This window comes from Burkholderia sp. WP9, assembly GCF_900104795.1.
GTDB lineage: Bacteria > Pseudomonadota > Gammaproteobacteria > Burkholderiales > Burkholderiaceae > Paraburkholderia.
This window is the reverse complement of sequence record NZ_FNTG01000001.1, coordinates 3,892,091-3,912,339: the sequence shown is the minus strand read 5'-3', so window position 1 is coordinate 3,912,339 and position 20,249 is coordinate 3,892,091. Positions and strand designations below refer to the sequence as shown.

Annotated in this window: 15 protein-coding genes; 10 read left to right on the top strand and 5 right to left on the bottom strand. The window is 62.9% G+C overall.

Features of this window, described 5'->3' with window-relative positions; translation table 11 throughout:
• Window positions 1-245 precede the first annotated feature (245 nt).
• A complete protein-coding gene (locus BLW71_RS17395) occupies window positions 246-3,845 on the top strand; it encodes an indolepyruvate ferredoxin oxidoreductase family protein (RefSeq protein WP_091798295.1) in 3,600 nt (1,199 codons plus the stop codon).
• A 448-nt stretch (window positions 3,846-4,293) separates the two neighbouring features.
• Here the strand turns inward: BLW71_RS17395 and BLW71_RS17390 are convergent, their stop codons facing one another.
• Window positions 4,294-6,576: an NADP-dependent malic enzyme gene (locus tag BLW71_RS17390; RefSeq protein WP_091798293.1), complete on the bottom strand. Its 2,283-nt coding sequence runs from the start codon at window positions 6,574-6,576 to the stop codon at window positions 4,294-4,296.
• 312 nt (window positions 6,577-6,888) lie between these two features.
• Entirely contained in the window at window positions 6,889-8,121 is a 1,233-nt protein-coding gene (locus tag BLW71_RS17385) for an MFS transporter (RefSeq protein WP_091798291.1), read from the bottom strand.
• 398 nt (window positions 8,122-8,519) lie between these two features.
• Between BLW71_RS17385 and BLW71_RS17375 the strand changes: the two genes are divergently transcribed.
• Window positions 8,520-9,206 (top strand): orotate phosphoribosyltransferase, encoded by a 687-nt coding sequence (locus BLW71_RS17375; protein ID WP_007179868.1) that lies wholly within the window; start codon window positions 8,520-8,522, stop codon window positions 9,204-9,206.
• 94 nt (window positions 9,207-9,300) lie between these two features.
• Here the strand turns inward: BLW71_RS17375 and BLW71_RS17370 are convergent, their stop codons facing one another.
• A complete protein-coding gene (locus BLW71_RS17370; RefSeq protein WP_091798289.1) occupies window positions 9,301-9,990 on the bottom strand; it encodes a response regulator in 690 nt (229 codons plus the stop codon).
• Window positions 9,991-10,255: 265 nt separating this feature from the next.
• On the opposite strand from BLW71_RS17370, the gene BLW71_RS17365 reads away from it, so the two are divergent.
• The 6 genes from BLW71_RS17365 to BLW71_RS17340 all read left to right on the top strand — a co-directional run bounded on the left by BLW71_RS17365 (window position 10,256) and on the right by BLW71_RS17340 (window position 17,074).
• A complete protein-coding gene (locus BLW71_RS17365) occupies window positions 10,256-10,858 on the top strand; it encodes a YbhB/YbcL family Raf kinase inhibitor-like protein (RefSeq protein WP_091798286.1) in 603 nt (200 codons plus the stop codon).
• 224 nt (window positions 10,859-11,082) lie between these two features.
• The gene (locus BLW71_RS17360) at window positions 11,083-11,655 is read left to right on the top strand and encodes a flavodoxin family protein (RefSeq protein ID WP_091798284.1); all 573 of its coding nucleotides are present in this window, start codon (window positions 11,083-11,085) and stop codon (window positions 11,653-11,655) included.
• 184 nt (window positions 11,656-11,839) lie between these two features.
• Entirely contained in the window at window positions 11,840-12,787 is a 948-nt protein-coding gene (gene argC / locus BLW71_RS17355) for an N-acetyl-gamma-glutamyl-phosphate reductase (RefSeq protein WP_091798282.1), read from the top strand.
• A 492-nt stretch (window positions 12,788-13,279) separates the two neighbouring features.
• The gene (locus BLW71_RS17350) at window positions 13,280-14,713 is read left to right on the top strand and encodes a DUF2957 domain-containing protein (RefSeq protein ID WP_091798280.1); all 1,434 of its coding nucleotides are present in this window, start codon (window positions 13,280-13,282) and stop codon (window positions 14,711-14,713) included.
• Between the two features lie 97 nt (window positions 14,714-14,810).
• On the top strand, window positions 14,811-16,055 hold the full coding sequence (locus BLW71_RS17345) for a DUF2957 domain-containing protein (RefSeq protein WP_091798277.1): 1,245 nt from the start codon (window positions 14,811-14,813) through the stop codon (window positions 16,053-16,055).
• Window positions 16,056-16,249: 194 nt separating this feature from the next.
• Window positions 16,250-17,074: an OmpW/AlkL family protein gene (locus tag BLW71_RS17340; protein WP_091800972.1), complete on the top strand. Its 825-nt coding sequence runs from the start codon at window positions 16,250-16,252 to the stop codon at window positions 17,072-17,074.
• Window positions 17,075-17,363: 289 nt separating this feature from the next.
• Here the strand turns inward: BLW71_RS17340 and BLW71_RS17335 are convergent, their stop codons facing one another.
• Both BLW71_RS17335 and BLW71_RS17330 read right to left on the bottom strand, forming a co-directional pair.
• Window positions 17,364-17,999, bottom strand: a complete 636-nt coding sequence (locus BLW71_RS17335) for a LysE family translocator (protein ID WP_091798275.1) — start codon at window positions 17,997-17,999, stop codon at window positions 17,364-17,366.
• A gap of 74 nt (window positions 18,000-18,073) precedes the next feature.
• Entirely contained in the window at window positions 18,074-18,943 is an 870-nt protein-coding gene (locus BLW71_RS17330; RefSeq protein ID WP_091798272.1) for an NAD(P)-dependent oxidoreductase, read from the bottom strand.
• A 94-nt stretch (window positions 18,944-19,037) separates the two neighbouring features.
• Here BLW71_RS17330 and BLW71_RS17325 point away from each other — a divergent pair, with 94 nt between their 5' ends.
• Entirely contained in the window at window positions 19,038-19,793 is a 756-nt protein-coding gene (locus BLW71_RS17325) for a Mut7-C RNAse domain-containing protein (protein ID WP_091798270.1), read from the top strand.
• A gap of 138 nt (window positions 19,794-19,931) precedes the next feature.
• The gene (locus BLW71_RS17320; protein ID WP_091798267.1) at window positions 19,932-20,210 is read left to right on the top strand and encodes a hypothetical protein; all 279 of its coding nucleotides are present in this window, start codon (window positions 19,932-19,934) and stop codon (window positions 20,208-20,210) included.
• Window positions 20,211-20,249 lie beyond the last annotated feature (39 nt).

Here is a 20,249-nt window from a genome sequence, read left to right as displayed (position 1 = left end):
TTTGTAGTTTTTACAGCTTGTTACAGGCATTTGCGCAAGCACTAACGGCATCGCTCGCAAAACGTCGCAAGACCCAGTCAAGATCGCCGGGACGCGGCATTTGCGAAGGACCTGCGGCGGGTTTTCACCAGTGCTACCATCACTTAAAACACGTCAATATGGCGGCCCCGGCCCTCCGCATTCACAAGATGCCGGGGCTCAAAAAAAGTTTTGGTGATCCCAAACTGGTTGGAGGAGTACACATAATGAATGCCCCGCTAGACGCAGGTCAGCGAGCCTCGCTCGAAGCCGCGTTGTCTTCCGTCACGCTCGACGACAAATACACCCTCGAACGCGGCCGCGCATACATGAGCGGCATCCAGGCGCTGGTGCGTCTGCCGATGCTGCAGCAGGAACGCGACCGGGCCGCCGGGCTCAATACTGCCGGCTTCATCTCCGGTTACCGCGGATCGCCGCTGGGCGGGCTCGACCAATCCCTGTGGAAGGCGAAACAGCATCTCGCCGCGCATCAGGTCGTATTCCAGCCAGGCGTCAATGAAGACCTCGCGGCGACCTCCGTCTGGGGTTCGCAGCAGGTCAATCTGTACCCAAGCGCCAAATACGATGGCGTGTTCTCGATGTGGTACGGCAAAGGCCCGGGTGTCGACCGTTCCGGCGACGTCTTCAAACATGGCAACTCGGCCGGCTCGGCGCAACACGGCGGCGTTCTGGTCCTCGCCGGCGACGATCATGCGGCCAAATCCTCCACGCTGGCACACCAGTCCGAACACATTTTCAAAGCGTGCGGCCTGCCGGTTCTGTTCCCCTCGAACGTGCAGGAATATCTCGACTTCGGCCTGCACGGCTGGGCAATGAGCCGCTATTCCGGCTTGTGGGTCGCGATGAAGTGCGTGACCGATGTGGTCGAATCGTCGGCATCGGTGGATATCGATCCGCACCGCACCAAGATCGTCCTGCCGGAAGACTTTGCGATGCCTGAGGGCGGCCTGAATATCCGCTGGCCGGATCCGCCGCTGGTGCAGGAAGCGCGTCTGCTCGACTACAAGTGGTACGCGGCGCTCGCCTATGTGCGCGCCAACAAGCTCGACCGCGTCGAAATCGATTCGCCGCATGCGCGCTTTGGCATCATGACCGGCGGCAAAGCCTATCTCGACGTGCGTCAGGCGCTGACCGACCTCGGTCTCGACGACGAAACGTGTTCGCGCATCGGCATCCGCCTATATAAGGTCGGCTGCGTCTGGCCGCTCGAAGCGCAAGGCGCGCAGGCGTTCGCGCGCGGCCTCGATGAAATTCTGGTGGTCGAAGAAAAGCGCCAGATTCTCGAATACGCGATCAAGGAAGAGCTATACAACTGGCCCGACGCACAGCGCCCGCGCGTGTTCGGCAAGTTCGACGAAAAGGACGGCGCGGGCGGCGAATGGTCGGTGCCGATGGGCAACTGGCTGCTGCCGGCGCACTACGAACTCTCGCCGGCGATCATCGCGAAGGCCATCGCCACCCGGCTCGACAAATTCGACCTGCCGTCCGACGTGCGCGCTCGCATCGCCACGCGCATCGCCGTGATCGAAGCGAAGGAAAAGGCGCTGGCACGCCCGCGCGTCGAAGCCGAACGCAAGCCGTGGTTCTGCTCGGGTTGCCCTCACAATACGTCGACCAACGTGCCGGAAGGCTCGCGCGCGATGGCCGGCATCGGCTGCCACTACATGACGGTCTGGATGGACCGCAACACCAGCACCTTCAGCCAGATGGGCGGCGAAGGCGTCGCGTGGATCGGCCAGGCGCCGTTCAGCAACGACAAGCACGTATTCGCCAATCTCGGCGACGGCACCTACTTCCACTCCGGACTGTTGGCCATTCGCGCGGCGATCGCGTCGAAGGTGAACATTACCTACAAGATTCTCTACAACGACGCGGTCGCCATGACGGGCGGCCAGCCGGTCGACGGCGTGCTGACCGTGCCGCAGATCACCCACCAGCTCGCCGCAGAAGGCGCGACGAAAATCGTGATCGTCACCGATGAGCCGGAGAAGTACTCTGCGAACGTCGGCCTTGCGCCGGGTATCGACGTGCATCATCGCGACAAACTCGACGAGGTGCAGCGCCAACTGCGTGAAGTGGCCGGCACGACGATCCTGATCTACGACCAGACCTGCGCGACAGAGAAGCGCCGCCGCAGGAAACGCGGCACTTATCCGGATCCGGCGCGCCGCGTCGTGATCAACGAGGCCGTGTGTGAAGGCTGCGGCGATTGCTCGGTGAAGTCCAACTGCCTGTCGGTCGAGCCGCTCGATACTGAGTACGGTACGAAGCGCCAGATCAATCAGTCGACCTGCAACAAGGACTTTTCGTGCGTGAACGGCTTCTGCCCGAGCTTCGTCTCGGTTGAAGGCGGTCAGTTGCGCAAGCCCAAGGCTGCCTCCGGTATTGTCGGCGACGCGATGCCGCCGGTGCCGGAACCGGAACTGCCCTCCATGGAACGTCCTTACGGCGTGCTGGTGACGGGTGTCGGCGGCACGGGTGTCGTGACGATCGGCGCGCTGCTCGGCATGGCCGCGCACCTGGAGAACAAGGGCGTCACGGTGCTCGACGTCACCGGCCTCGCGCAGAAAGGCGGCGCCGTGATGAGCCACGTGCAGATCGCGAAGAACCCGGCCGACATTCACGCGACGCGTATCGCCATGGGTGAAGCCAGTCTCGTGATCGGTTGCGATGCGATCGTCACCGCCAGCGACGAGTGCGTGTCGCGCATGCAGGCCGGCCGCACACGCGTCGTGTTGAATACCGCGCATACGCCGACCGCCGCGCTCATCAAGAACCCGAACTGGCGCTTCCCGGGCAGCAGCACGGAAGCCGATGTGCGGGCCGGCGCGGGTGACGACGGTGTCGATACGGTCGACGCGAATCACTTCGCCGTCGCTCTGCTCGGCGACGCGATCTACACGAATCCGTTCGTGCTCGGCTACGCGTGGCAACGCGGCTGGGTGCCGCTCACCTATCAGTCGCTGATGCGCGCCATCGAGCTGAACAACGTCCAGATCGAAAAAAACCGGGCAGCGTTCGAATGGGGCCGCCGTGCAGCGCACGATCTGGCCGGGGTACGCAAGCTCGCGCAATCGCAAGGGCGCGGCGCCGCAGCGGAAGCGATGAGCAGCAAGATCATCTCGCTGCATACGCCGAAGGCGCTCGACACGCTGATCGACAAACGCGCCGAGTACCTGACGGCGTGGCAGAACAGCGCGTATGCCGACCGTTATCGCGGGTTGGTGTCGCAAGTGCGCGCGGCGGAGTCGGCGCTCGATTCGAGCGACGGCCAGTTGCCGCTCACCGAGGCGGTCGCGAAGAATCTGCACAAGCTGATGGCCTACAAGGACGAGTACGAGGTCGCCCGTCTGTACAGCGATCCGGCGTTCATCGAAAAGCTGAAGGCGAATTTCGAAGGCGACTGGAAGCTCCACATTCACCTCGCGCCGCCGACGTTCTCGAAAAAGGATGCCAAGGGCCATCTGGTGAAGAAGAAGTACGGTCCCTGGGTCTTCAGCGCGATGCATGTGCTGGCCCGGTTCAAGTTCCTGCGCGGCACGGCGTTCGATGTGTTCGGCAAGACAGAAGAGCGACGCACGGAGCGGGCGTTGATCGCCGAGTACGAGGCGCTGGTGCGGGAACTGATCGGCGGCCTGACTGTGCAGAAGCGCGAGCTGGCTGTGGAACTGGCGAATCTGCCGGACGGCATCCGCGGTTATGGTCACGTGAAGGAGAACAATCTGAAGGGCGTGCGCGTCAAATGGAACGAGTTGCTGGCGCGGTGGCGCTCGCCGACGACCGGAACAACGCAACACGCGGCGTGATCGTGTTCACCTGAGCCGACTCGTCGGGCTCAAATGAGAAAGGCGGCTGTCCTCGCGGACAGTCGCCTTTTTTTGTTTCCAGCTTCGACACGTCATGCATGTGCGCGAGACCGGGCGGTACTGCTACTTCCTGCTACACAACGAACATTTACAAGACGAAGCGCGGCACACGACGACAGCGAGGACTGACCCGCCGACTGTTCCGCGGTTGTCGTGATGTGCTGTGCTTCAGAAGTCACTTTACAAACGAGTCGCTGGCAATCGAATAGGAGCATTCCCAAACGCGCGAAAACACAGTAAGAATGTTTGGGACGACAGCGCGGCTGTGCATACGCATGCATGTGCACGCGCACGAAAAAAACGCCACGGAATCAACTTCCGTGGCGTTTTCGCAGGTTCGTCGCGAGCGCCTCGACGAGGCGCCGTTTCGATCCTCAAAGCATGCGCATTACTTCGCGTTCACCGGCTTACGCGCGTTGGCCGACGCCACCGCCGTCATGTTGATGATCCGGCGCACGGTCGCCGCCGGCGTCAGAATGTGCACCGGCTTCTCCGCGCCCAGCAGGAACGGACCGACCGTCACGCCTTCACCGCCGATCATCTTCAACAGGTTGTACGTGATGTTCGCCGCTTCCACGTTCGGCATGATCAGCAGGTTGGCTTCGCCGCTCAGCGTCGTGCCCGGGAATGCGGCCTTGCGCACCGCTTCCGACAACGCGGCGTCGCCGTGCATCTCACCGTCGATCTCGAGCGTGGGCGCACGTTCAACAATCAGCTTGCGAGCCGCCGCCATGCGTTGCGACGACGAAGACGGCGCGCTGCCGAAGTTCGAGTTCGACAGCAAGGCGACCTTGGGCGTGATGCCGAACTTCTCGATCTCACCCGCTGCCAGCAGCGTCATGTCGGCGAGTTGCTCGGCGGTCGGTGTCTCGTTCACGTACGTATCGCAGATGAACAGATTCCGGCCCGGCAGCATCAGCAGGTTCATCGCCGCGAAGTTCTGAACGTTTTCCGCCTTGCCCAGCACTTGCTCGATGAACTTCAGGTGCGTGTGGTACTGGCCGATCATGCCGCAGATCATGCCGTCCGCTTCGCCGAGGCGCACGAGGATCGCGCCGATCAGCGTGTTGAACTTGCGCATCGCGGCCTTCGCCACGTCCGGTGTCACGCCTTCGCGCGCGCCGAGTTCGTGATAAGCCTGCCACGATTGCTGATAGCGCGGATCGTCTTCCGGATCGACGACTTCGAAGTCTTCGCCGCACTTCAACTTCGAGCCCATCTTCTTCAGACGCATCTCGATCACCGACGGACGGCCGACCAGAATCGGCTTGGCGATCTTTTCCAGTAGCACGAATTGCGCGGCACGCAGCACACGCTCGTCTTCACCTTCGGCGAACACGATGCGCGCCGGTTCCGACTTCGCCGCGGCGAACACCGGGCGCATTACCATGCCCGTGCGGTACACCGTCGTGCCGAGTTCTTCGCGATACGCGTCCATGTCCTTGATCGGACGGGTCGCAACGCCCGAATCCATTGCCGCCTGGGCGACAGCCGGCGCGATCTTGATGATCAGGCGCGGGTCGAACGGCTTCGGAATCAGATATTCGGGACCGAATTCCAGCGAGTGGCCTTCGTACGCCTTTGCGACTTCATCGCCCTGATCGGTTTCTTCGGCCAGTTCAGCGATCGCGCGCACGCAGGCGAGCTTCATTTCTTCCGTGATCGTGGTGGCGCCGACATCCAGCGCGCCGCGGAAGATGAACGGGAAGCACAGCACGTTGTTGACCTGGTTCGGGTAGTCCGAACGACCGGTCGCGATGATGCAGTCCGGACGAACCTTCTTCGCATCTTCCGGGCGGATTTCCGGCTCCGGATTCGCCAGCGCGAGAATCAGCGGCTGCGTGCCCATCTCGGCGACCATCTCCGGCTTCAGCACGCCCGCGCTCGAGCAGCCGAGGAACACGTCGGCGCCGCGAATCGCGTCGGCGAGCGTGCGTGCTTCGGTGTTCGCCGCGTAACGTTCCTTCGACGGATCCAGGTTGCCGCGACCCTCGTAGATCACGCCCTTGGAGTCGGTCACGAGAACGTTCTTCTTCGACAGACCCAGGTTCACCAGCAGATCCAGACACGCGATCGCTGCCGCGCCCGCGCCGGAACACACCAGCTTCACTTCGTCGAGCTTCTTGCCGACCACTTTCAATCCGTTCAGGATCGCCGCCGACGCGATGATCGCCGTGCCGTGCTGATCGTCGTGGAAGACCGGAATCTTCATGCGCTCACGCAGCTTCTTCTCGATGTAGAAGCACTCGGGCGCCTTGATGTCTTCGAGGTTGATGCCGCCGAGCGTGGGCTCGAGCATGGCGATCGCTTCAACGAGCTTGTCCGGATCCGACTCCGAGAGTTCGATGTCGAACACGTCGATGCCGGCGAACTTCTTGAAAAGGCAACCCTTGCCTTCCATGACCGGCTTCGCGGCGAGCGGACCGATGTTGCCGAGGCCGAGCACGGCCGTGCCATTCGTGATCACGCCGACCAGGTTGCCGCGCGAGGTGTACTTCTGCGCGTCGAGCGGCTCCTCGAAGATCGCCATACAGGCGGCGGCAACGCCCGGCGAGTAGGCGAGCGACAGGTCGAGCTGGTTCGACAGCGGCTTGGTGGGCGTGACCGAAATCTTGCCGGGTTTCGGGTTCTGGTGATATGCGAGAGCGCTTTGCTTGAGTTGTTCGTCCATTTTTTGACCTGCGAGACGTAAATAATCGGGCCCGGCACACCGCACAGTTGGCGTCGCTTACATCTATCGAATCGATAATCGACCGACGCGGCTTTCGCATGCGCCGGTTGGGCGCGGCGTCGAACCTCACCGGAGGACGGGACGGTGCGGAGTGCTTAGCGGGTCGGTTAGTGTACACCCCGAAAGCGTCGATGGACTGAGTGGTTAACGCTGCTCGCCATCCGCGAAACAACGGCCTGCCATGCTGCAGCGCCGCATTCGGCGGACTTCTGGCCGCTTGTCATTCGCAGGTCATACGCGAGCTGTTCGCGCTCATTCGAGCTCGGCGCCGCGTCGCTCGGGAATCAGGAAAAGCGTCGCGAAGATGTCGAGCAAATAGATCGACGCGAGCAGAGCGAGCGCCGCAGCAAACGAGTAGCGCGCGGCCAAAGCGCCCACGGCCACCGGCCCGAAACCGCCTACCGCACGGCCGAGATTGAACAGCACATTCTGGGCAGTGGCTCGCGCATCGGTCGGGTAGAGTTCGGAAATCAACGCGCCGTAACCGCCGATCATGCCGTTGACGAACACGCCCATCGCCGCGCCGCCGATCAGAAGCGCCACCGGCGTGCTCAGGTGCGCGTAGACGAAGACCATTACCACCGCACCCGCCTGGTAGAACAGAAAGGTCGGCTTGCGGCCAAAGCGGTCGGCGGCGATGCCGAACAGCCAGATGCCGCACGCCATGCCCAGAACCGTCACGGCGGTCCACAGCCCGGATTTGGTCAGCGAGTAGCCGAAGGTTTTCGACAGATAGCTCGGCAGCCAGATCATCAGACCGTAATAGCCGAAGTTCTGCACCGAACAGAGAATCGCCACGCCGAGGCTGGCGCGCGTGGTGCGGCCATCGGTCACCAGCAGTTTCAGCGGCAGCTTGCGCCTGCCGCGCGCCGCGCGCTCCGTGAAAAGCGCCGGCTCTTCGACGCGGCGCCGCACAAAGAACGACACCACGGCCGGCAGCAGCCCGAGCGCGAACATGCCGCGCCAGCCGATCAGCGGCAACAGCAGCGGCGTCAGCAAGGCTGCCGCCAGCACACCGAGTTGCCATCCCAGCCCGACATAGGACGACACGCGTGCTCGCTGCGACGCCGGCCAGGCTTCGGCCACCAGCGTCATGCCGATGCCGAACTCGCCGCCGAGCCCGATCCCGGCGATAGTCCGATAGATCAGCAGGTCGGTGTAGCCCTGCGCCAACGCGCACAAGCCGGTGAAGACGGCGAAGATCAGGATGGTCCATGTCAGCATGCGCACGCGGCCGAAATAGTCGCTCAACACGCCGAAGATCACACCACCCGCCACCGCGCCGATCAGCGTCCACGTGACGAGCGAGCCGCCTTGCGCGGTGTTCAGATGCAGATCGGCGGCGATCACCGGCAGCATAAAGCCGAGGATCAGCAGATCGAAGCCGTCCATCGCGTAACCGAGCACCGAGGCGATCAGCGCACGGCCGGCATAGCCCTCTTTCGCGGATGCGCGGGTCTCGGTGGAGGAAGGGGCGGCATTCATTGAAAGCATTCCGTAGGTCAAATGGGCAACGGTGGCGGCGACGGCGGCACGCGCCCGATAAATTCGCGTGAGTGTAAAGGCGCCCCTGGCGGCTCACAAGCGAACCAAAAAGCGCGAGCGGATCGGGCCTGCCGGCGCGTCCCTTCAGTGCCCGCCAAGCCGGCGCAGCGCGGCCGTTATCGCCGTCATCCGCAGCAGGCAGGCGAGACGGCCTCCTCGGAAGGACTCATTTCGGGTAAAATGTCGGCCTGCGCGCGTAGCAAAATCCGGCCCGCACTCCGCTGACCGGCTGCGTATTTGCCTATCAAGGCGCCGCCCAACATGGTGCGGCATACCCCGCTTGCTGCGCCACCGGGCTCCGCGCCCGCTTCTCCCCGCTCACACCCAAGGATCCGCCCATGACAGGCTTCGATCGCCAGACGATCTCCGACACGACCGCCAAGATGCTGCTGGAAGTACAGGCAGTGCACTTCAACGCGGAGAAACCGTACATTTTCACGTCCGGCTGGGCGAGCCCGGTTTATATCGACTGCCGCAAGCTGATCTCGTATCCGCGCGTGCGCCGCGGCCTGATGGAAATGGCCGAGACCACGATTCTGCGCGACGTCGGCTATGAGCAGATCGACGCCGTCGCTGGTGGCGAAACCGCTGGCATCCCGTTCGCGGCATGGCTCTCCGATCGCCTGATGGTGCCGATGCAATACGTGCGCAAGAAGCCGAAGGGTTTCGGCCGTAACGCGCAGATCGAAGGCCTGCTGACCGAAGGTCAACGCGTGCTGCTGGTCGAAGACCTGACCACGGACAGCCGCAGCAAGATCAACTTCATCAACGCGCTGCGCACCGCCGGCGCGACGGTGAACCACTGCTTCGTGCTGTTCCACTACAACATCTTCAAGGAAAGCGTGTCGGTGCTGAAAGACATCGACGTCGATCTGCACGCGCTCGCCACGTGGTGGGACGTGTTGCGCGTCGCGAAGGAAAACAAGTACTTCGACACCAAGACGCTCGACGAAGTGGAGAAATTCCTGCACGCACCGGCTGAATGGTCTGCTGCACACGGTGGCGCGACCTCGACGCCGCAATAAGCCTCGCCGCCTGACGCGGATTGAATAAAAAAGGGCGCCTGTCTTATCGACAGGCGCCCTTTTTCTATTTTTGCCTTAGCAAAAGCAAACGAACTTAAGACGTTCCACCAGGCTCTTCCGCCGAATGCGACGACAGATTCAGCAAGCCATTGCTCTGCGCGTACTGGAACAATTCGGAATCCCGCTCAATGCCGAGTTTGCGCATGGCGGTGTTCTTCTGTGTACTGATCGTCTTGATGCTGCGGTTGAGTTGCTCGGAGATTTCCTTGATCGTCATGCCGGACACGAACAGACGCACCACCTCCAGCTCACGTTTGGACAGCATGACTTCGTCGTTCTTGCCGCCGGCATTCATGCGCAACGCATCTAACGAAGCCTTGACCGACGGGCTCATGTACTCGAGGTTGCGGCTCACGTGCTGCACCGCGAGCCCAATGTGGCTTAGATCGTCCGACTTGTTGACGACTGAGGTGACGCCGAGTTCGCTCAGCCGCTTTAGCAACGCGGCATTCTCCAGCATCGTCAGGACGACGATAGGAAGGTTAGGGAAATTGCGGCGCAGATAGCCAATCAGCGGCAAGCCGTCGCCATACTGGCCACCAGGCATGGCCAGATCCGTGACGAGCACGTCGCAAGCCATGGTTTGCAGCACCTTGATCAATTCGGTTGACTGCCGCGCACGCGCGACCACTTGCAGACCAGGAAACTTGAGCAAAGCCTGCTCGGCCCCGAACAGAATAACCGGGTGGTCGTCAGCGACCACGACCCTGACAGGATCTTGCATTGCCCTCCCCTCGACAGATAAAACACTCTCCAGAACTTCTGACATGCCTTTGTTTTCTATTTCGTAAACGGATGAGGACGCGGCCTGCGTTCGCGCGGACAATTCCTCCGACTATAGCCGATTCTGGCCCGTATATTCCACCGGACTGCGCAACAATGGTGCGTAGCAGAGCTAATGTTAGACTTGGACCGACCTTGGGGAACAAAATAGGGACAATAACTTTCGCGAGCGCTACCGCCTCGCGCCCTCACTGGAGAACCGGCACATGCGCTCGCGTTGCCTGGTCGTTTCGAATGCTTCACCGTTGCGCCGTTTGCCGCTTCTTTCCTGCGCTATGCTCGGGCTCGCGTTATGGGTGGCGCACGGGCCATACGCCTTCGCAGAGGGTGCGTTTGCGTTGACCAGCGCCAACTTCCGGGCGGGCGGCACCGTGGAAGCCGCTCAGGTTTTCAATCAGGACGACTGCAAAGGCGGCAACCGCTCGCCACAACTTTCCTGGCACGACGCTCCGCCCGGCACGCGCAGCTTCGCGGTCACCATGTTCGATCAGGATGCGCCAGGCCGCGGATGGTGGCATTGGTCCGTTGCGGGCATTCCGGCTACGGTCGGCAGCTTGCCGGAGAATGCGAGTTCTTCCGGGTTCCTCAGCAAACTGGGCGCGGTCGAAGCGCGCAACGATTTCGATACCGACGGCTACGGCGGTCCATGTCCGCCGCCCGGCAAACCGCATCGCTACATCATCACCGTTTATGCGCTCAGCAGCGCCGACCTGCGCCTCGCGCAAGGCCGCCCCGCGCTGATGTTCGACCACGAGATCAGCACCGCCACACTTGGCAGTGCTCGGCTCGTGGTCAATTACGGTCGCTAGACTCGCGCCTTGCAGCGCGCGCAAGCCAGGCGCACGAGCGCCGGCCGGAGCCTCGCTTGGCGCACGGCTTGCGTCGTATTGCCGCCCGCGCCGAAATTCTGTCATTCGCGCACGCTAATGTGCAGCACGACGGTACGCGTCATGCTTGCCGGGGCAGCGCCGACACCACTGCGCACCATTGCCGTGCCTCACCCATCCTCGTTCATTTTGCTGGAGAGTGTTACATGTCGAAGATCGTCATCGTTTATCACAGCGGCTACGGCCACACGAAGAAAGTCGCCGAGGCCGTGCTGGCGGGCGCCCTCGAAGCCGGCGCGGACGGGAAATTGCTGCCGGTCGGCGAGATCGACGAGGCGGCCTGGGCCGAACTCGCCGCGGCCGACGCCATCATCTTCGGCGCGCCGACCTACATGGGCGGCCCTTCCGCCGACTTCAAGAAGTTCGCCGACGCGAGCTCGAAGCCATGGTTCGGACAGACGTGGAAGGACAAGATCGCGGCCGGCTTCACCAACTCCGCGACCATGAACGGCGACAAGTTCTCGACGATCCAGTACTTCGTCACGTTGGCCATGCAGCACGGCATGATCTGGGCGGGCACCGGCATGATGCCGTCCAACACCAAGGCGGCGACCCGCAACGACCTGAACTATGTGGGCGGCTCGACCGGCCTGCTCACGCAGTCACCGGCCGATGCATCGCCGGAAGAAGCACCGCCCGCCGGCGACCTGGAAACCGCGCGGATGTTCGGCGCACGGGTGGCCGGCGTCACGGCACGCTGGATCGCCGCCGCCCGCTGACGCACGGATTGCCGCGATCCGGCCGACATCGGCTGGCATCTGCCGCACAACGGGTCACGCCGATGTCATGTTCGGCGTGCATCGTCGTTTTTTCACCCCTTTTGCACGTCGGCCGCCATCAGGTCTTAAAATAACGTTCCGGCGCGGTGTCGCGCCCTGTTTCCAGCAAGCCAGTGAGATCGAGATGAGCACGAAAGTTTTTGTCGACGGACAGGAAGGTACGACCGGCCTGAAGATTTTCGAATACCTGTCGCAACGCGCCGACGTTGAGATCCTGCGTATCGAAGAAGCGAAGCGCAAAGACCTCGACGAGCGCCGTCGTCTAATCAATGCGTCCGACGTCACGTTTCTGTGCCTGCCCGACGTCGCATCGCGCGAATCCGCTTCGCTGGTCGAGAACGATCGCACCGTGCTGATCGATGCCAGCACCGCGTTCCGTACTTCCGCCGACTGGGCTTACGGCCTGCCCGAGCTGGCACGCTCGCAGCGCGAGCGTCTGCGCACGGCGAAACGCATTGCGGTGCCGGGATGCCATGCGTCGGCGTTCGTGCTCGCCATGCGTCCGCTGGTCGAAGCAGGCGTGGTGGCTCCCGAGTTCGCCGCGCACGCTTACTCGATCACCGGCTACAGCGGCGGCGGCAAGAAAATGATTGCCGACTACGAAGCCGGCGGCAACGACAAGCTCAAGAGCCCGCGTCCATACGCGCTTGGTCTGACTCACAAGCATCTGCCGGAAATGGCCGCGCATACGGGCCTGAAGTCGGCGCCGGTCTTTACGCCGATCGTCGGCGACTTCTACAAGGGTCTCGCGGTCACCACCTTCTTCTCGCCGAACCAGCTGGCGAAGAAGGCCACACCGCAAGACGTGCAGGCGCTGTTCGCCGAGTACTACGCGGGCGAGGCCTTCGTGCACGTTGCGCCGTTCGACGCGGAAGCAAACCTCGACAGCGGCTTCTTCGACGTGCAGGCGAACAACGACACCAACCGCGTCGACCTGTTCGTGTTCGGCAACGAAGAACGCTTCGTGACCGTCGCGCGTCTGGACAACCTGGGCAAGGGCGCGTCGGGCGCGGCGATCCAGTGCATGAACCTCGCGATCGGCGCCAGCGAAGACAGCGGCTTGAAACGCTGATCAACCCTGCGCTACCGGCGGCAATGCGCCGTCGAGTCACAAAAAAGGCCGGTCCACCAGGATCGGCCTTTCTGTTTTAAATCCCGCCAATTTCAATTCCATTTCCCGCAGTTAATCGGTAGTAGCCCGCATTACTTAAAAAATAAAAATCCGACTGCTTGAGAAACTGCCGGTAATTCATTCCTGAGAACCACGCCCACAGCATAGTTTTCCGCATAGGGAAACTCCGGATTTTTTCGCGAACGGTCGTTCGAAGATCATAGAGCCATTTTGCTGTAACGCTTGCCTGGCAAGGCAGTGCGGCGAAGCAACGATGTCCTCTCCAGGTCGAAAAATCATTTTTTGTTTAAAAGGGCCGCCAGTGTCCACGCGGTGCGCGTCCGGGAAAAGGAACGCTGTTTGAATCAGTCTTTTTAGACGGCTCATTCAATTGACAGCCATTATCCGCACAGCGAAATTAGCTCGCACAATTACATGAAGGGAGACAGCAGCATGTCGCACGCCATTACTCGAGGCCTGGCGATGGCCATTGCCACGGCCCCATTCCTGATTGCCTGCGGTGGCGGCAAGGCCGACAATCCAGGCCCGGTCAACCCCGCGCAATGCTCAGGCGCGAGCTGCGGCGTGCAAGGTCCGCCGACCTCGAGCGCCGGTGCGACTGCGTTGTGTCCCGCCACGGCCGACATCGTCAAGAGCACGTTCCTCGGCGGAGCGGGTAGCGGCGAAGTCGTGCAACTCAACATCGACGCGACAGCGATGACCTACTCGCTGAAGTGGCTCAAGTCGCCGATCCCGCTGACCAGCGCCGACGTCACGATCACGCGCGAAGGCACACAGATTACCGGTGCAGTGATCCATCCTCCGACCGGCATGCTGCCGACCGCGGAGCAAACCCGCTGCGCTTTCATTCTCGGCAAAGGCACCGGCACCGCGCCCGCGAACGGCACGACCTACACGACGCCCGACTTCGTCAACAACCCGAACCCGCCGATGATTCTGGTCGGCCAGGGCGTGGCCGGCGGCGGCATTCCGGGCGCAACTGTCGAGTACGACGGCCTGACCATCATTCCCGGCATCATCGATCACGTCGGCGCGGTACCGAACCGGCACTTCGACTTCTACCCGTTCCTCGGATTTGCCAGCACGACCGCCGATATCACCAAGCTGGCCGGCACTTACAACGGTCTCCTGTATCACCTCGTGCCGTCCGGCTCGTACGCGGCGACCGCCACCAACACGGTCGAAACCTTCGACGCGGCCGGCAACTGCACGGGCTCGAATCCGGCCAACGCGGCATTTACGCCGAGCGCGAGCGGCTGCCTGACGACGGGCACGGCGTGGACCGCCAATGCCAGCGGCTACTTCGACAGCCAGAATGCGCCGCAGATCGGCACTCAGCTCAAGCTGCCGCCACTGAACCAGCCGAGCGGCGTGTCGGCTCAGGCGCACATGATCCTCGGCCAGATCAACGGCGCAACGGTGCCGCTCGTCATTCGCACGGGCTCTGTAAACCTCGGCACCGCGGTATTGCTGCACTCCGACGCCAAGGTCGACGACGAATCCGGCATCGCGATGCTGGCCGCGGCTACACCGCTTGCGTCCGGCGGGTTCGACGGCGGCTACGTAGGTGCCGACTCCAACTTCAAGTACACCGCCGCATTGATCCAGGGCGGCGTCGGCACCTTCATCAACCCGTCGACTTCGGCGGCGGAAGACGGCTTCGGTCTGGGCTACGGCCTGCCGAGTCCCGGACTGGTCGGTGTCCAGCAGGCCAACGGTCAAAAAGGCCTCGCGATCGCTTCGGGCGGCCTCTATGCGATCGAGATTCAAGGGACCGTCAATGGCGGCGTAGCGCCGACGTCGCAACTCAACAGCACGGCTTCGAGCGCACCTTACTTCGGTATCGGCGCGCAAATCAGCAAGTAAGTCACAACGGACCGGCAGTTCGCAGTACGAGACATAAATAAATCAGGTGGCTGGACTGGGAGCCGGCCACACACAACGAGAAAATTCTGGAGGCGGTATGAAATGGAGAATCCTTTCGGTGCTCGCTCTTGCTGCACCGTTGCTGGGGGCGTGTGGTGGCGGCGGCGGCGGTGACGGGCCCGTGACGGAAGTCCGGCTGTGCCCTGCGTCGCTGGACTACGGCACGGTATTCACGGGCGGCGGCGGTGACGGCGAACTGGTCAAGCTGCAACTCGACACGACCAAGATGACCTGGCAGATCAATTACATCGAGTCGCCGATCCCGGCAACCACCGGCACTGTCGTCCCGACGCGCGCCGGGCAGTCAGCCAGCGGCACGCTCACCCAGGAAACCCTGCTGCCGACCAACAAGCTCAACCAGTGCGCATTCCGCCTGAACGGCGCGAGTCTCGACCCGAATCGTCCGGCGCGGATTTTCGTCGGCGAAGGCGTGGCGGGTGGCACGATCCCGGGCGCGGAAATTTCGTTCGGCGGGATTCTCGGCGTAGGCGCCGTGCCGGATACCAAGTTCCCGTACTACCCGTTCATCGGCTTCTCGTCCATTGAAACGAATCTGGCAAACGTGGCCGGCACGTACAACCAGCTCGGCTATCACCAGGTACCATCGCAAAACTTCGCGCCGGTCGCGGTCGATTCGAAGATCACGATCAACGCAGACGGCACGTGGACCGAGTGTGACAATTCCGGCATCAACGCCGGCAAGTGTCAGCAACCCGGCGGCAACTTCGCGCAGTCGGCGGACGGCAGCGGCGCGTTCCAGACCAACAACTTCCTCGGCCAGGCGAAGCCCACCCTCGCGACGACCCCGGAAGCGCGCGGCTACATGATCGTCGGCAAGCTGCGTAACCAGTTGGTGCCGATTCTGGTGCGAACGGGCGCGGCGAACTCGTCGGTGACCGTGCCGCAAAACGGCGCGCTCGGGCCTTACGCCGACGACGAGTCGGGCATCTCGATTCTGGCGCCGCGAAGCGCGATCACGGTGAACTCGCAAAACGGCGAGTACATCGGCGTGGATAGCCAGTTCGACTACCGCACCACCGCGCTCGAAGGCACCGAGGCTACGCTGCTCGATCCGTTCAACGCGTCGCAGGCATCGCTCGCGACGGCGCTGAATCTGGACTTCACGCAAGCCGTGCCGGGCGTAGTGACGACGACGCGAGTGGGCGCCTCGACCGGCAGCACGCCGACCGGAAAGATGATCTTCACGGGCGGGGTGTTCGGCTACCTCGATCTGACCAACGCGGCTTCGCCGTATTTCACGATCGGCGCCTTCGTCCAGTAATGGGCGCCGCACGCGCCGCCACGTTGCAACGTGGCGTTCGCGTCCCGGCTGCCGCATGGCGTCACAGCGGCGTCACAGCGGCGTCACAGCGCGGCAGCCGGCGCCCACCGAATAAGCAGCGCACCGGCGCGGTCGCGGACCTGCCGTCGCTTGCCGCGCGCGATCAGCTTCACGCGCGCCTCAGGAGGAACAACATGAAAAGAATCTGTTTCGCGTTAATGGTCGCCTGCCTGTCAGCCGGCGCGCACGCCCAACATGCGGGCGACAACGTCGCGGTACTCGGCTGGTTTCACGTGATGCCGCAGGATTCGAGCACGCCGCTCACCACCAACGTCGCGCCGACGCCGATCAACACGCCGCTGCGCCTGCCAAGCTCGTTCACTTCGGCCGGTACGAGTTTGTCGACCGGTAACGCCGATACCGTCGGCCTGGTGTTCAGCCATTACCTCACCGATCACATTGCCGTGACGACCGTGGCCGGTGTGCCGCCGGTGTTCAAGATCTATGGGCACGGCGTCATCAAACCGCCGGGACCGGCAGGCGCGCTCGGTCAACAGGATCTGGGCGATCCGCAGGCCAATCCGATCGTGAAGAGCGTGCGCCAGTGGAGCCCGGCGCTGCTGTTCCAGTACTACTTCAACGAGCCGACGGCGAAGTTCCGCCCGTTTGTCGGCGTGGGTGTGTCGTACAACTGGTTCTCGGACATTCAGTTGAGCCAGAACTTCGTCCAGTCGACGCAGAACAACCTCGGCGCGGTACTGGCGGCCGGTGCGGGCAAGCCGGGGCAGACGCAGGTGTCGGCGAAGGCGTCGTCGTCGTGGGCGCCGGTGTTCAACGCGGGGCTCGCGTACAACATCACGGATCACTGGGGGCTCGTGGCGTCGGTCACCTACATCCCGCTGAAGACGACCTCGTCGGTCATCATCAAGGCGGCGGATGGCACGGAGCTGGGGGTCTCGAAGGCGGACCTGAGCGCCGATCCGATCATTTCTTTCCTCGCCGTCTCGTACAAGTTCTGAGTTCCGTGCCGACGCAACAAAGCCGGCGGCCCTGCGCAAGGGCCAGCCGGCTTGTGTTTTTCGGGGATGCCTCGAACCGAGGGCAAAAAATTCAGGGCAAAAAAAAGCCCGCCTAATTGGGCGGGCTGAATCCATATCAGAGGAGACATGGAGGAGACAAGACAGAATATAGCAAATGCTTTGGTGCGGCGCAACATGCAAATTAGGGTAGACCCTCAACGTTGCAAAAATGCAACAGCCTGCCAGGTGTCTTGTGCTCCCCCGTTGTCGAAGGCGCTGTCCTTGCCGCTCAGTGGCGAACCAGCGCCATCATCGCGCCGAATCCCACGAACACGCCGCCGGTCAGCCGATTGAACATTCTGGCGACGCTGCGGCTCTTCAATCTCGCGCCAATGCGCGTGCCAAACCCCGCGTACACCAGATACCAGCTCACCTCGATCACGGCAAAAGTCGCCACGAGCACACCAAATTGCGGCAGCTTGGGCTGAGCGGCGTCGATGAATTGCGGCAACAGCGCCGCGGCAAACAGAATCGCCTTCGGATTGCTGCCCGCGACGAGGAACCCGTTGCGGAACAGCGCGAGGCGCGAACGCGCGGGCCTGGCGGCCAGTTCGTCGGCGTTGCCGGCGGCGGCTTCGTCGGCCGGCGCGCGCCATGCCTTGATGCCGAGATACACGAGGTAGGCCGCGCCGATCATCCGCAGCGCGTTGAACATGGCCGGCCAGGCTTCGAGAAACACGCCAAGCCCCGCCGCCGATACCGCCAGCATCAGCACCAGCGCCGACAGGCAGCCCGCCATGGTGGCGCTGGAGCGGCGCAAGCCGTGCTGGGCGCCGTGCGTCATCACGAGCAGCATGTTCGGACCGGGAATCGCGGAAACGACAAAGACAGTGGCGACGAACAACCACCAGGTATGCAGGCTCATGGGAATCACGGCGAAATAGGATCGGGCGGCTATTATGCCCGCCCGGGTCCGTCACCACTGCATGTCAGTGCCTCTTAGCGCCCTGCTCGCCGTGCGGCGACCTGGCCCAGCACGGCGAAATCCTTCTCGCCGTCGCCGTGAGCCACCGCTTCGATCAGACTGTCACGCACTACGCTGGCGATCGGCAGCGGCGTCGTCACGGCCTCAGCCGCGGCCAGCGCCAGACGCATGTCCTTCAGGCCAAGACGCGCCTTGAACAGCGCCGGCTCGTAGCGCTGCTCCGCGATCAGCTTGCCGTAGCCCGAATAGACCGGGCCCGGAAACAGGCCGCTCGTAATCACGTCGAGGAAATCCTGCATCGCCAGACCGTGCCCGGTTACCAGAGTGGCCGCTTCGCCGAGCGTCTCGACTGCCGCGCCCAACATGAAGTTAGCCGCGAGCTTCATGACATTCGCCTGCTGCGGCAGCGAACCGATGCGCCAGGTTTTCTGGCCGATTACGTCGAAAATCGGCTGAACACGGTCGATCGACTCGGCCGGTCCGCCCGCCACGATGGTCAGCTTGCCCGCCGCAGCGACATCGGGCCGGCCCAACACCGGCGCGGCCACGTAGTGAACGCCGCGCGATGCGTGCGCCGTCGCCAGTTCCTCGGCCAGCGCGACCGAGATCGTCGCCATGTTCACGTGAATCAGTCCACGCGGAGCATGTTCCAGCAGGGCGGCGGTGATGACCTCGCGCAACGCGCTATCGTCGGCGAGCATCGAGAACACGGCGTCGCCCGCAAACGCTTCGGCCGGCGTCGCGACGATCCGCGCGCCTGCTTCGACGAGCGGCTGCGCACGTTCCGGCGAGCGATTCCACACGCGCACCTGATGCCCGGCTTTCAAAATGTTTGCAACCATCGCGGCGCCCATCTCGCCGAGACCGATAAAACCGATGTCCATCTGTCGCTCCGTCTTCTAAAGAACTGGAAGTAAAGCACACCCATGCGACACGTGCAGGACAGCACGCAATGAAACACGGTGCGATACTGCGGTGATGGTGACCGCGACATTCCGCTTCTACGAGGAGCTGAACGATTTTCTCGCGCGCCCGCTACGCCGGCGCGCGTTCAGTTATGCCTGCGCGCCGGGCGCCACCGCCAAGCACATGATCGAGGTGCTCGGCGTGCCGCACACCGAGGTCGAGCTGATTCTGGTCAACGGCGAGTCGGTCGGTTTCAATCATCCGCTCTCGGACGGCGATCGCATAGCCGTGTATCCGAAGTTTGAAGCGCTCGACATCCAGCCGCTTCTGCGCGTGCGCGAACGGCCGCTGCGCGTGGTGCGCTTCATCGCCGACGCGCATCTCGGCGGCCTCGCGCCGCTCCTGCGGCTTGCCGGCTTCGATACGCTGTACGACAACCACTTTCCCGACGCCGACATCGAAGCGCTGGCCGCCGCGCAACAGCGCATCGTCCTGACACGTGACCGCGAGTTATTGAAACGCCGCAGCATCACGCATGGCTGCTATGTCCGCACGCTCAGACCACGCGAACAATTGCGCGAAGTGTTTGAACGGCTCGATCTGGCCGGCAGCGCGCAACCGTTTCGCTTGTGTCTGATGTGCAATGTGCCGCTACGGCGCATCCCCAAGGAGGAAGTCGGCACGCGCGCTCCCGACGGCGTGCTGGAAAGGCATGCACAGTTCGTTACCTGCGACGTGTGCCGTCGCGTGTTTTGGGAAGGCACCCATTGGCAGAGAATGCGCGCGCTGATGGACAGCGTGGCGGCCGCGCCTGGCCGGTCTGCCTGAGCTCCGATTGAGGTGCTTACTCTGGATCCCACTTTGCGCGGCGATCGATGCAGGTGAAGCCCCTGGCGCCGCGCGCTCGCCCGACGTCCGGCGCGGTGCGTACAATGCGGGATTACTTATCTGGCAGAGGCCTTCCGTATGGCGATGAAAAAGACCGACCTTGAAAAGAACAAGGCACTCAAGCTGAACAATGCAATGAAGCTGTCGACGGCCGACCGTTTCGGCAAAGCCGCGGCCGCCGAGCCGAAGCTCGATCGCCGCGAACAGCGCAAGCTCGATCAGGCGCAGGGCCTGGTCGCATTCGCGTGCAAGCTGAACGGCGATTTGGTGACCGAGCTGAAAGAGCGGGCCGCGACCCATCCCGAAGGAATGAGCGGATTGCTGAACGAAGTCATCAAGCGTGGACTCGCAGGCTAATCGCCGCGACAACCGCGCCCGGAATGCAAAAGGCCAGAG